The sequence below is a fragment of the Microbacterium sp. W1-4-2 genome, assembly GCF_058349885.2.
In genome coordinates this window covers 1,448,757-1,461,500 of sequence record NZ_JBYRJC020000001.1, presented here as the reverse complement: position 1 = coordinate 1,461,500, position 12,744 = coordinate 1,448,757, and the positions used below count along the sequence as shown (strand labels likewise).

The window sequence follows — 12,744 nt, the reverse complement described above, 5'->3', positions numbered from 1 at the left end:
CGGCTCCTACTGGGCGGCCTCGAAGAGCGCGAGCACTTCGGCCGTCGGATCGGTCAGGGTCAGGCTCACGACGGGGCGGCCGTGGTCGGCCAGCACCCGGGCGTCGCCCGCGGCCTGGGCCGTGATCAGGCGTCCGAAGGTGAACGGCAGCCCCGGGATCTGCACGTCCGGGTCGGTGCGCTCGACGATCTGCAGGAACACGCCGTTGGCGGGACCGCCCTTGTGGTACTGGCCGGTCGAGTGCAGGAAGCGCGGACCCCAGCCGAACGTCGTGGGCCGGTTCGCGTCGGCGGCGACGAGTTCGCGCAGGCCCGACAGCTCGGGGATGCGCACCCGGTCGACGTACGCCTGGATCGCCACGTAGCCGTCCGGCCCGAGGTGGGACCAGAGCGCATCGAGCGTGCCCTCGAGGGTGCCCGAGGCGGCCAGCGCCGGATCCGAGACGCGCACCTCGACGCCATCGACCGAGAACGCGGGGGGCGTGTGCGCGGGCGGACCGGCCAGCAGGCCGCGCGTCGCGGCCTTGGCCGACTCCACGTCGGGCTGGTCGAACGGATCGATGCCGAGGATCCGACCCGCGATCGCGGTGGCGTACTCCCAGACGACGAACTGGGCGCCCAGCGACCCGCTCACCAGGATCTCGCCCTCGTGCCGGTCGAACAGGTGGAACTCGTTCGCCTCGTCGACCAGTCGCACCACCTGCAGGTCGGCGGGGCGTGCGTCGAGCTCGGGCGAGACCGGGAGCATGACGACGGGCAGGATGCCGGTGCCGGCCTTGCCGGTCGACTCGGCGATCAGCTGCTCGATCCAGTCCGGCAGGCCCTGGATGTGCGTTCCGTCCGAGATCAGCGCCAGCTTGTCGCGCCGCGGCGAGCCGCCCGCGATGGCGGCGGCCAGGACCAGGGCGGGGTTGTCGGGGCTGTCGATGGCCACCTCGAGCAGGGTGGCGTCGGCCTCGTCGAGCAACTCGTCCAGATCGACGCCGGCCAGGCCTGCGGGCACGAGCCCGAACGCGGTGAGGGCCGAGTAGCGCCCGCCCACCGTGGGGTCCGCCTGGAAGACGCGGTAGCCGGCTGCCTGCGCCGACGCGTCCAGCGGCGAGTCCGGGTCGGTGACCACGACGATGCGCTCGGCCGGGTCCACGCCGATGTCGCGGAACGCCGTCTCGAACAGTCGCCTCGCGGCGTCCGTCTCGACGGTCGAGCCGGACTTGGACGAGACGACCAGCACGGTCTCGGCCAGTCCCTCGCCCTCGTCGCCCTGCAGCGCCGCAAGCACCTGGCCGGGTGCGGTGGAGTCGAGCACCGTGAGCGGGGCGCCTGAGGTGGCGGCGATCACCTCGGGGGCGAGCGAGGATCCGCCCATCCCGGCGAGCACGACGCGAGTCAGACCCCGAGCGGCGAACTCGTCGCGCAGCGCGGTGATCTCGGCGACGAGCGGGCGCGAGACCGAGACGGCCTGCACCCAGCCGAGGCGGCGGGATGCCTCGTCCTGCGCATCGGGACCCCACAGCGTCGGGTCCTGCGCGGTGAGCCCGGACGCAAGCAGGTCGTCGACCAGACCCGGCAGGGTCTGGTCGACGACCTGCTTGACGTGACCGCTGACGCGGATCTCGAAACTCACCGGGCCGAGCCCTGCGCGTTCGACAGAGCGGTGGCCACCGTGTCCTTCAGGTCGTGCCACGAGGCGATGAACTTCTCGATGCCCTCGTCCTCGAGCACCTGCGTGACGTCGTCGAAGTCGACGCCCACCTCGGCCAGCCCGTCGATGACCGCGTGCGCATCGGCGTAGTTGCCGGTGACGGAGTCGCCCTCGACGACGGCGTGGTCGAACACGGCGTCCAGGGTCTTCTCGGGCATCGTGTTCACGACCCCCGGCGCCACCAGGTCGACGACGTAGAGCGTGTCGGGCAGCGACGGGTCCTTCACGCCGGTGGACGCCCACAGCGGGCGCTGCGTATTGGCGCCGGCGGCGAGCAGGGCCTTGGCGCGATCGCTCGCGAACTCCTTCTCGTACAGCTCGTACGCGAGCCGGGCGTTCGCAACGCCCGCCCTCGAGCGCAGGGCGGCTGCGGCATCCGTTCCGATCGCACCGAGGCGCTTGTCGACCTCGGTGTCCACGCGCGACACGAAGAACGACGCGACCGAGAAGATCTGCGACAGGTCCTTACCCGCCTCACGGGCGTGTTCGAGGCCGGTCAGGTACGCGTCGATGACCTCCGCGTAGCGCGCCAGCGAGAAGATCAGGGTCACGTTCACCGAGATGCCCGCGGCGATCGTGTCGGTGATCGCACGCAGCCCCGCCTTGCTGGCGGGGATCTTGATGTACGCGTTCGGGCGGTCGACCGCGGCCGCGAGCTGGGCGGCCTGCGTGATCGTCGCGTCGGTGTCGTGCGCGAGGTCCGGGGAGACCTCGATCGACACGCGTCCGTCGACGCCGCCCGTCGCGTCGTACACCGTGCGCATGATGTCGCACGCGTCCCGCACGTCGGTCGTGGTGATCTCGAAGATCGCGTCGTCGGCGTTCGCGCCGCGGCCGGCGAGGTCGGCGATCTGCCCCTCGTAGCCCTCGCCGTGACTCACGGCGTTCGCGAAGATCGTCGGGTTGGTGGTGATGCCGACGACGTTGCGGGTCGCCATCAGTTCGGCGAGGTTGCCGGTCGTGATGCGACGGCGGGCGAGGTCGTCGAGCCAGATGCTGACGCCCTGGTCGGAAAGCTGCTGAGTCGGGGTGGTCATGCGTTCTCCTCGATGCTGATCGTGGCCGTGTGGGCGGCGAGGGTTTGTCGTGCGGCGTGGACGACGGCTTGGGTGGTGATGCCGAATTTCTCGAACAGGGTCTTGTAGTCGGCGGAGGCGCCGAAGTGTTCGATCGACACGGACCGGCCGCGGTCGCCGACGATGTCGCGCCAGGGCATCGCGATGCCGGCTTCGACCGAGACCCGGGCGGTGATGTTCGCGGGCAGCACGCTCTGTCGGTACCCTTCGTCCTGCTCGGCGAACCATTCCAGGCACGGGGCCGACACGACCCGCGCGGCGATGCCCTCCGCGGCCAGCACGGCGCGGGCCTCGACGGCGAGCTGGACCTCGGAGCCGGTGGCGATCAGGATCACGTCCGGGTCCCCGCCGTCCGCGTCGGCCAGCACGTACGCGCCGCGGGCGGTGTTCGCCGCGGACGCGAACGTGTCGCCGGTGGCGTCGCCGTCGCCGCGGGCGAAGGTGGGCACGTTCTGCCGGGTCAGGGCGATCCCGGCCGGTCCGCCGTGGCGGGACAGGATCTGCAGCCAGGCGTGCGCGGTCTCGTTGCCGTCGGCGGGGCGGACCACGGCGAGGTTCGGGATCGCGCGCAGCGCGGCGAGCTGCTCGATCGGCTGATGGGTGGGGCCGTCCTCGCCGAGGGCGACCGAGTCATGCGTCCACACGTACGTGGACGGGATGTTCATCAGCGCGGCCAGCCGCACCGCGGGGCGCATGTAGTCGGAGAAGATCAGGAACGTGCCCCCGAAGACCCGGGTCGGGCCGTGCAGGGTGATCCCGTTGACGATCGCGCCCATCGCGTGCTCACGGATCCCGAAGTGCAGCACCCGCCCGTACGGGCTGGCGGACCACTCGTGCGTGGACCACACGTCCGGGTTGAACGACGGCGCGCCCTTGATCGTGGTGTTGTTCGACTCGGCCAGGTCCGCCGACCCGCCCCACAGCTCCGGCAGCAGCGGCGCGAGCGCGTTGATCACCTCACCCGACGCCGCCCGGGTGGACAGGTCCTTGCCCGCCTCGAACACGGGCAGCGCGTCGGCGACACCGTCGGGCAGGGCGTGCGCTTCGAGCCGGTCCAGCAGCGCCTTGCGGTCCGGGTTCGCCGCCGCCCACGCGTCGAACGACTCCTGCCACGCCCGGTGCGCCGCAGCCCCCCGCTCCCGCAGACCCCGGGTGTGATCGAGCACCCCGTCCGGCAGCGCGAACGACCGGTCCGGGTCGAACCCGAGCACCTTCTTCGTCGCCGCGACCTCGTCCGCGCCCAACGCGGAACCGTGGATCTTGCCGGTGTTCTGCTTGCCCGGCGAGGGCCACCCGATGATCGTCTTCAACACGATGATCGACGGCCGGTCGGTGACGCCCTTGGCCGCCTCGATCGCGGCGTGCAGCTCGGGCACGTCCTCGACGTACTGCCCGGTGCGCTTCCAATCCACCGTCTGCACATGCCACCCGTACGCCTCGTACCGCTTGGCGACGTCTTCGGTGAACGCGACGTCGGTATCGTCCTCGATCGAGATCTGGTTCGCGTCGTAGATCACCACCAGGTTCCCCAACTGCTGATGCCCGGCCAGCGACGACGCCTCGCCGGTGATCCCCTCCTCCAGGTCGCCGTCCGACGCGATCACGTACACGAAATGGTCGAACGGGGACGTGCCCGCCGCCGCGTCCGGATCGAACAGGCCCCGCTCATACCGGGCCGCGTACGCGAACCCCACCGCCGAGGCCAGCCCCTGACCCAACGGGCCGGTCGTGATCTCCACACCCGCCGTGTGCCCGTACTCCGGATGCCCCGGCGTGAGCGACCCCCACGTGCGCAACGCCTCCACATCCTCCAGCTCCAGACCGAACCCGCCCAGGAACAACTGGATGTACTGCGTCAACGACGAATGCCCGCACGACAGCACGAACCGGTCCCGGCCGATCCACTGCGTGTCCGCCGGATCATGCCGCATCACCCGCTGATACAACAGATACGCCAACGGCGCCAGACTCATCGCCGTACCCGGATGACCATTACCGACCTTCTGCACAGCATCCGCCGCCAGCACCCGCACGGTATCCACCGCGCGCCGATCGATCTCTTCCCAACGCAGTTCCGACACGAGGCCGCCTTTCGCAGGTTGGGCGCCCGGCAACCGAGGAGTGCAGCGTCGCCACGGCAGGTCCGGCGCAGGGCGCGCGTGTAGTTCTCAGCATACCGAAGGCGCCGGGCGCCGAGCGGGGAGATGACGGGGTCCGCGCGCAGCTTCGTCAGGCCGGCATGCACTAGACTTGGGAGGTTCCTGCGTCGGCTTCGGAGGGGGCGATCGCCATCACCACGACGTCACGTGCTGCGGTGGCACGCACAGATCGTCTCGACGCGACCCGTTCGATCGGTCGCACCATCCGCGCGTACTTCCAGCTCACCAAGCCGCGGGTCATGGAGCTGCTGCTGGTGACCACCGTCCCGGTGATGTTCCTCGCGCAGGGCGGACTGCCCGACCTGTGGCTGGTCGCGGCCACCGTGTTCGGCGGCGCGATGTCGGCGGGCTCCGCAGCATCCTTCAACATGTACATCGACCGCGACATCGACGTGCACATGCACCGCACCGAGAACCGGCCCCTGGTGACCGGCGAGGTATCGGAGCGCGGCGCCCTGGTCTTCTCGTGGGTGCTCGCGGTGGTCTCGACGGTGTGGCTGTGGCTGACCACGAACTGGCTGGCCGCTGCGCTGTCGGCGGTGGCGATCTTCTTCTACGTCGTGATCTACACGATCATCCTCAAGCGCCGCACCGAGCAGAACATCATCTGGGGCGGCATCGCCGGGTGCTTCCCGGTGCTGATCGGATGGGCCGCCGTCACCGGTTCGCTGGGCTGGCCGGCGCTGGTGCTGTTCGTCGTGATCTTCCTGTGGACGCCCGCGCATTACTGGCCGCTGTCGATGAAGTACAAGGACGACTACGACGACGTCGACGTGCCGATGCTGGGCGTGACGCGCGACGGCTCGCAGGTCGGGCTGCAGGTCATTCTCTACGCTTGGGCGACGGTGGCGTGCTCGCTGCTGCTGATCCCGGTCGCACCGATGGGCGCCGCCTACACCGCGTCTGCGCTTGTGTTCGGCGGATGGTTCGTGTACGAGGCACACGTGCTCTATCACCGCGCCGTGCGCGGCGAGGGTCCGAAGCCGATGCGCGTGTTCCACGCCTCGATCACGTACCTCACCCTGCTGTTCCTGGCGATCGCGATCGATCCGCTGCTGCCGTTCTGACGCCCCGCGGGGCGGCCGGCCGGGTTGCCACACTCGCCCTTCTGCGGGCCGATTCGTCGGATGGCGACGACCGCGGCATCGATCCACCTGGCCGGGTTGCACACGAAAACGCTGCCGGCGCGTGCATCTCGGTCGGATGGATGCGGCCGAGCGGCCGCGACGCCGTCAGGCGGCCAGGCGCTTCAGTCGCAGGACGACAGCGGTCATCGCGGCCGCCGTCAGTCCCGCGATGATCATGTGGATGCCGACGGCCAGGGCGGGCAGGCCCGCGTCGGCCTGGTAGATCCCGAGGGGGATCTGGACGAGCAGCAGCACGAGCAGGGCTCCCAGCCACCGCATCGTGGGGAGCCTGCGCACCGAGGCGATCGCCGTCAGCACCACGACCAGGACGAGCAGCGTGTAGCCCGGGATCGAGTGCACGTGCGCCATGATCTCGGGGTTCAGCAGGTGCCGCACGACGCGCGCGTCGCCCGAGTGGGGGCCGGATGCCGTGGTCACGATGCCGACGAGGAGCGTCAGCGCCAGCACGGCCGACGTGATGTGGGTGAGGATCGCGTACCAGCGCGGCACGGCCGACGCACGCGGGCCGGGGACGTCGTACGCCCGGACGAGGAACCCGGCCGTGATGCTCACGAGCGCGAGCGTCGCGATGAAGTGGAACCCCACGATCCACGCGTTCAGGCCGGTCAGCACGGTGACGCCGCCGACGAGCGCCTGGGCGACGATGCCGACCAGGACGATGACGGAGAGCGTGAAAAGGTCCCGGCGGGTGCGGCGCATACGCAGGATGAGAAGCAGCACCGCCAGCGCGGCCAGGCCCACCACGCCCGACATCAGCCGGTTGCCGAACTCGATGTACGAATGCAGCCCCATGCCCGGCAGCGGGACGAGCGAATCGGGGGCGCACAGCGGCCACTCGCAGCCCAGGCCCGAGCCGGTCAGGCGCACCGCGCCGCCGGTGCCGATGATGACCACCTCGGTGATGAACGAGATCCACGCCGCCACCCGCACGCGGCGGTCCACAGTGGCGGGCAGCCACTCCCACAGCCGTCGGCGCAGGGTCGGCCGGGCCGGCGAGATCGTTTCGGTGGGCATGGGGATGAGGCCTCCAGAGCGGTCCGTGGCACGCGGCGGAAGGGGTCCGGCCCGCCGGTCGCAGGGACCCTATAGAATCGAGGGGTCGGATGCACCGCGCCTGCGGAGCGCATCGTAGACAGTCTAGGCGCGCTGAACGCGTCCGAAGAGCGGGGCCCGAGAAGCGGCATCCACCTCCACCACTCCCGTGGAGGACCGAGATGCCGGGACGGATGACACCGTTGAGGTCCGAAGAGGAGAGTGTGTGACGTCATGTCCGATGTTCTGATCGAACGACCGGAGCTCGATGGCCTGGGGGTGTACGAATTCGGCTGGCACGACGCCGACGTCGCCGGGGCCAGTGCGCAGCGGGGCCTGAGCGAAGCGGTGGTGCGCGACATCTCGCGGCTGAAGAACGAGCCGGAGTGGATGCTGAAGAACCGCCTGAAGGGTCTCAAGCTCTTCGAACGCAAACCCATGCCGACCTGGGGCGCGGATCTGAGCGAGATCGACTTCGAACACATCAAGTACTTCGTGCGCTCGACCGAGAACCAGGCCGAGACGTGGGAGGACCTGCCCGAGGACATCCGCAACACGTACGAGCGGCTCGGCATCCCCGAGGCCGAGCGTCAGCGCCTGGTCGCCGGTGTGACCGCTCAGTACGAGTCCGAGGTGGTCTACCACCAGATCCGCGAGGACCTCGAGCGCCAGGGCGTCATCTTCACCGACACCGACACGGCGCTGCGCGAGCACCCCGAGTTCTTCGAGGAGTACTTCGGCACGATCATCCCCGCCGGCGACAACAAGTTCGCCGCGCTGAACACGGCCGTCTGGTCGGGCGGGTCGTTCGTCTACGTGCCGCCGGGCGTGCACGTCGAGATCCCGCTGCAGGCCTACTTCCGGATCAACACCGAGAACATGGGCCAGTTCGAGCGGACGCTGATCATCGCCGACGAGGGCTCGTACGTGCACTACATCGAGGGCTGCACGGCCCCGATCTACAAGTCCGACTCGCTGCATTCGGCCGTCGTCGAGATCGTCGTGAAGAAGAACGCCCGAGTGCGCTACACGACGATCCAGAACTGGTCGAACAACGTCTACAACCTCGTCACCAAGCGTGCGATCGCCCACGAGGGCGCCACGATGGAATGGGTCGACGGCAACATCGGCTCCAAGGTGACGATGAAATACCCGTCGATCTACCTCGCCGGCGAGCACGCCAAGGGCGAGACGCTGTCGGTGGCTTTCGCCGGTCCGGGTCAGCACCAGGACGCGGGCGCCAAGATGATCCACCTCGCGCCGTACACGCAGTCCTCGATCGTGTCGAAGTCGATCGCCCGCGGCGGCGGCCGGGCGGGCTACCGCGGCGAGGTGCGGGTCGAGCCGACGGCGCACCACGCGGCGAACACCGTGCGATGCGACGCACTCCTGGTCGACACGATGTCGCGCTCCGACACGTACCCGGCCATCGACATCCGCGTCGACGACGCCGAGCTCGGCCACGAGGCGACGGTCTCCAAGGTCAGCGCCGAGCAGCTGTTCTACCTGCAGTCGCGCGGCATGCCCGAGGACGAGGCGATGGCGATGATCGTGCGCGGCTTCATCGAGCCGATCGCGCGTGAACTGCCGATGGAATACGCGTTGGAACTGAACAAGCTCATCGAGATGGGCATGGAAGGATCGGTCGGCTAGATGGCGGCCACATCGACGGCGTCCGAGCAGGCTCCTGCCGCTGGGACGGAAGGCAACCACGCCCACATCGACCCGGCGGCACAGCTGCGCCGCGCGTACGACGCGCCGGTGCAGACGCGCTCCGAGCGTCCGCATTCGTTCGAGCCCGCCGACTTCGGCGAGCCGACCGGCCGCGAAGTCAATTGGAAGCACACGCCGGTCGCACGCCTGCGGTCGCTGTTCACACCCGCCGGGCGTGACGACGTCGTGCGGTACGAGGTCAGCGACGAGCGCTTCGTCGCCGGCCCGCTCGCCGTGGGCGCCGCCCCGCGTGGCGAGACGTTCGTCCCCGAAGACATCGTCTCGGCGGTGGCCTGGCAGGGTGCGACCGAGGCGCTGCACCTGCGTGTCCCCGCCGGCGAAGAGATCGCCGGGGCGATCACGGTGTCGATCACCGGAACCGACGCGCACGGGCGCGCCGACGCCCACCTCGTGATCGAGGCCGAGCCGAACAGCCAGGCGACGGTCGTGCTGCAGCACACCGGGTCGGCGCAGTACGCGCAGAACGTCGAGATCCTCGTCCGCGAGGGCGCGCGGCTCACCGTGATCGCCGTGCAGGACTGGGACGACGACGCGGTGCACGTGTCCGCGCATCAGGCCCTGGTGGGCAAGGATGCCTCGCTCCGGCACTTCGTCGTCAGCTTCGGCGGCGACCTGGTGCGGGTGAATCCCAACGTGGTCCTGGCCGGCGCGGGCTCGCACGCAGACGTGTACGGCGTCGGGTTCTGCGACGCAGGCCAGCACCTCGAGAGCCAGGTGTTCGTCCACCACGAGGGACCCTCCACCCGGGCCGATGTGCTCTACAAGACCGCGCTGCAGGGCGCCGACGCGCACACCGTGTGGATCGGCGACGTGCTGATCGGCCGCGACGCGGTCGACACCGACTCGTACGAGGCCAACCGCAACCTCGCCCTGACGCCCGGAGCACGCGCCGACTCGATCCCGAACCTCGAGATCGAGATCGGCGACATCCGCGGCGCCGGCCACGCGAGTGCCACCGGACGCTTCGACGACGAGCAGCTGTTCTATCTGCAGGCGCGCGGCATCACCGAGGTCGAGGCCCGGCGCCTGGTCGTGCTCGGGTTCCTCAGCGAGGTCCTGCAGCGCATCGGCATCCGGTCGCTGGAGACCGAGCTGATCGCCCACATCGAACGCGAGCTCGCCGACGACAGCATCCTCACGCCCGAGGTGACCGCGTGAGCGCAACCCGCGCCTGCGCGCTCAGCGAGCTCGAGCAGGACACGCCGCTGCGGGTCGTCCTGGACGACGTGCCGATCTGCGTCGTGCTCGACTCCGCCGGTGACGTGCACGCGATCGGCGACACCTGCACGCACGGCGCCATTTCGCTGTCCGAGGGGTTCGTCGAGGACGACACGGTGGAGTGCTGGGCCCACGGCTCGCGCTTCTCGCTGCGCACCGGCGCTCCACTGAACCTGCCCGCCTACGAACCGGTCCCGGTCTACACCGTCGAGATCGACGGCGACGACGTCCTGATCGATCCGGCCGTCACCAAGGCCGTGGCCTGAGCCCGGTCCCCATTCGCTACCGCACGTTTTTCACGAAGGAATATCAATGTCAGTCCTGGAGATCCGCGACCTGCACGTGTCCGTGGAGACCGATTCCGGCGTGACGCCGATCCTCAACGGCGTCACCCTCACGATCCGCACCGGTGAGACGCACGCCATCATGGGCCCGAACGGCTCGGGCAAGTCGACCCTCGCGTACACGATCGCCGGCCACCCGAAGTACACCGTCACGAGCGGGTCGATCACGCTCGACGGCGAGGACGTCCTCGCCATGACCGTCGACGAGCGCGCCCGCGCCGGGCTGTTCCTGGCGATGCAGTACCCGGTCGAGATCCCCGGCGTCACCGTCACGAACTTCCTGCGCACGGCCAAGACCGCCGTGGACGGCGAGGCGCCCGGCGTACGCACGTGGACGAAGGACGTCAAGCAGGCCATGAAGAACCTGCGCATGGACCCGAAGTTCGCGCAGCGCAACGTCAACGAGGGCTTCTCGGGCGGCGAGAAGAAGCGCCACGAGATCCTGCAGCTCGAGCTGCTGCAGCCGAAGATCGCGATCCTCGACGAGACCGACTCGGGCCTGGACGTCGACGCGCTGAAGATCGTCTCCGAGGGCGTGAACCGCGCCAAGGCCGCCACGAACCTCGGTGTGCTGCTCATCACGCACTACACGCGGATCCTGCGCTACATCCACCCCGACTTCGTCCACGTGCTCGTCAAGGGCCGCGTTGCCGAAGAGGGCGGCCCCGAGCTGGCCGACCGGCTGGAAGAGGAAGGCTACGACCGGTATCTCGAAGGCGAGCCCGAGCCCGCCGCCGAGATCGATGCGTAGACTCGAAGCATGACCGCGACCCTCACACCCGAGAAGTACGACGAGGTCACCGAGGCGCTGAAAGACGTGATGGACCCCGAACTGGGGATCAACGTCGTCGATCTGGGTCTCATCTACGATCTCGCCTGGGATGACGAGAACGACGCGCTGGTCATCCATATGACGCTGACCAGCGCCGGCTGCCCGCTGACCGACGTGCTCGAAGAGCAGACGGCGCAGGCGCTGGACGACGTCGTGGAGCGCTTCCGCATCAACTGGGTGTGGATGCCGCCGTGGGGCCCCGAGCGGATCACCGACGACGGGCGCGACATGATGCGCGCGCTCGGCTTCGCCATCTGACGCCGCGTGACGCGCGCGGAGAGGCGTCGAGGCGGCCTCGGTAGGCTCGAAGCGTGACCGTGACCCCGCTCGAAGCCCTGCCGATCGACCAGCTGCGGCAGCGTTCCAGCACGAAGTGGCGCAAGTATCCGGCCGAGATCCTGCCGCTGTTCGTCGCCGAGACCGATTTTCCCCTGGCGCCCGCGATCACCGCGCGCCTGAATGCGGCGATCGCGCTGGGTGACACCGGGTACACCCCGCCGGACCCCGGGATCCGGGACGCGTACGTCGCGTTCGCGCGGCGACGGTTCGAGTGGGATGTCGATCCCGCCCGGGTGCGCACGACCTGCGACGTGATGATGGGGGTCGTCGAGCTCCTGCGCGCCGTGATCGACCCGGGCGACCGGGTGATCGTCACCCCGCCGGTGTACCCGCCGTTCTACGACACCGTGCCCGAGGCCGGGGGAGTCGTCGAGCGCGTCCCTCTGATCGACGGTGCGGCCGGGCCCGAGCTCGATCTGGCCGGCATCGAGGCGGCCCTTGCCGGGGGAGCGCGCGCGGTGCTGCTGTGCAACCCGCACAATCCGACCGGGACCACGCACAGCCGCGAGAGTCTGGCAGGCTTGGCAGAGCTCGCCGAGCGCTACGGTGCGCACGTCGTCAGCGACGAGATCCACGCCCCGCTCACGCAGCCGGACGCCGTGTTCACGCCGTTCCTGGCGGCCTCGGATGCCGCGGCCCGCGTCGGCTTCGCGGTGACGAGCGCGAGCAAGGCGTTCAATCTCGCCGGGCTCAAGTGTGCGCTGATGGTGACCGCCGACCCCGCGACCGCGAAGGCCGTCGATGCCCTGCCCGACGAGGTGGAGTGGCGCACCGGGCTGTTCGGGGCCATGGCCGGCGTTGCCGCGTTCGCGCCCGAGAGCGAGGAGTGGCTCGACAGCCTGCTCGCCGCGCTCGACCGCAATCGGCGTCTGCTGGCCGACCTGCTCGCCGAGCATGTGCCCGGCGCCCGGTATCGCATGCCCGACGCCGGCTACCTCGCGTGGGTCGACCTGCGCGCGCTCGGCTGGGGCGACAACCCGGCCGTGAAGATCCTGCGCGACGCGAAGGTCGCCCTGCACTTCGGACCGATGTTCGGCGCCGAGGGCAAGGGGCACGTGCGCATCAACATCGGCTGCTCGCCCGAGGTGCTGCGCGAGGCCGTCGTGCGCATCGGTGCCTTGGTCGGGGCCGGCTGACCGCTCGCGCCGCCGACCGCACCGC

11 protein-coding genes are annotated in these 12,744 nt (G+C 69.8%); 7 read left to right on the top strand and 4 right to left on the bottom strand.

From position 1 onward, the window contains the following. Positions 1–6: 6 nt before the first annotated feature. The 3 genes from AC3RX0_RS06815 to tkt are packed head-to-tail and all read right to left on the bottom strand — an operon-like array spanning position 7 to position 4,858. Positions 7–1,623 (bottom strand): glucose-6-phosphate isomerase, encoded by a 1,617-nt coding sequence (locus AC3RX0_RS06815; RefSeq protein ID WP_491505155.1) that lies wholly within the window; start codon positions 1,621–1,623, stop codon positions 7–9. After that, positions 1,620–2,738 carry a transaldolase gene (gene tal / locus AC3RX0_RS06810; protein WP_491505154.1) on the bottom strand — a complete coding sequence of 373 codons (1,119 nt, stop codon included), beginning with the start codon at positions 2,736–2,738 and terminating at the stop codon, positions 1,620–1,622. The genes AC3RX0_RS06815 and tal overlap by 4 nt, the downstream gene beginning before the upstream one ends. Further along, positions 2,735–4,858 carry a transketolase gene (gene tkt / locus AC3RX0_RS06805; RefSeq protein WP_491505153.1) on the bottom strand — a complete coding sequence of 708 codons (2,124 nt, stop codon included), beginning with the start codon at positions 4,856–4,858 and terminating at the stop codon, positions 2,735–2,737. Before tkt ends, tal begins: the two co-directional genes overlap by 4 nt. Positions 4,859–5,067: 209 nt before the next feature. Between tkt and AC3RX0_RS06800 the strand changes: the two genes are divergently transcribed. Then, the gene (locus tag AC3RX0_RS06800; RefSeq protein ID WP_491505400.1) at positions 5,068–6,003 is read left to right on the top strand and encodes a heme o synthase; all 936 of its coding nucleotides are present in this window, start codon (positions 5,068–5,070) and stop codon (positions 6,001–6,003) included. 165 nt (positions 6,004–6,168) lie between these two features. On the opposite strand, the gene AC3RX0_RS06795 is transcribed toward AC3RX0_RS06800, so the two are convergent. Further along, a complete protein-coding gene (locus AC3RX0_RS06795) occupies positions 6,169–7,098 on the bottom strand; it encodes a COX15/CtaA family protein (protein WP_491505152.1) in 930 nt (309 codons plus the stop codon). A 252-nt stretch (positions 7,099–7,350) separates the two neighbouring features. Between AC3RX0_RS06795 and sufB the strand changes: the two genes are divergently transcribed. Genes sufB through AC3RX0_RS06765 form a run of 6 tightly spaced genes read left to right on the top strand, consistent with a single transcriptional unit; the run spans position 7,351 to position 12,719 of the window. Next, positions 7,351–8,769, top strand: a complete 1,419-nt coding sequence (sufB, locus tag AC3RX0_RS06790) for a Fe-S cluster assembly protein SufB (protein WP_491505151.1) — start codon at positions 7,351–7,353, stop codon at positions 8,767–8,769. Continuing rightward, positions 8,770–10,008, top strand: coding sequence for a Fe-S cluster assembly protein SufD (gene sufD / locus AC3RX0_RS06785; RefSeq protein WP_491505150.1), 1,239 nt, complete (start codon positions 8,770–8,772; stop codon positions 10,006–10,008). It abuts the gene before it with no gap. Next, entirely contained in the window at positions 10,005–10,334 is a 330-nt protein-coding gene (locus AC3RX0_RS06780; RefSeq protein ID WP_491505149.1) for a non-heme iron oxygenase ferredoxin subunit, read from the top strand. The genes sufD and AC3RX0_RS06780 overlap by 4 nt, the downstream gene beginning before the upstream one ends. A gap of 46 nt (positions 10,335–10,380) precedes the next feature. Then, positions 10,381–11,163, top strand: a complete 783-nt coding sequence (gene sufC, locus AC3RX0_RS06775) for a Fe-S cluster assembly ATPase SufC (RefSeq protein ID WP_491505148.1) — start codon at positions 10,381–10,383, stop codon at positions 11,161–11,163. Between the two features lie 9 nt (positions 11,164–11,172). Next, entirely contained in the window at positions 11,173–11,502 is a 330-nt protein-coding gene (locus tag AC3RX0_RS06770) for a metal-sulfur cluster assembly factor (RefSeq protein ID WP_018170657.1), read from the top strand. A gap of 53 nt (positions 11,503–11,555) precedes the next feature. Continuing rightward, positions 11,556–12,719, top strand: coding sequence for a MalY/PatB family protein (locus AC3RX0_RS06765; RefSeq protein WP_491505147.1), 1,164 nt, complete (start codon positions 11,556–11,558; stop codon positions 12,717–12,719). Positions 12,720–12,744 lie beyond the last annotated feature (25 nt).

Excerpts from the sequence above, each read along its gene's own strand:
- sufB (WP_491505151.1), top strand. The coding sequence starts at position 7,351 with ATGTCCGATGTTCTGATCGAACGACCGGAGCTCGATGGCCTGGGGGTG.
- tal (WP_491505154.1), bottom strand. The coding sequence starts at position 2,738 with ATGACCACCCCGACTCAGCAGCTTTCCGACCAGGGCGTCAGCATCTGG.
- AC3RX0_RS06770 (WP_018170657.1), top strand. The coding sequence starts at position 11,173 with ATGACCGCGACCCTCACACCCGAGAAGTACGACGAGGTCACCGAGGCG.
- sufD (WP_491505150.1), top strand. The coding sequence starts at position 8,770 with ATGGCGGCCACATCGACGGCGTCCGAGCAGGCTCCTGCCGCTGGGACG.
- sufC (WP_491505148.1), top strand. The coding sequence starts at position 10,381 with ATGTCAGTCCTGGAGATCCGCGACCTGCACGTGTCCGTGGAGACCGAT.
- AC3RX0_RS06795 (WP_491505152.1), bottom strand. The coding sequence starts at position 7,098 with ATGCCCACCGAAACGATCTCGCCGGCCCGGCCGACCCTGCGCCGACGG.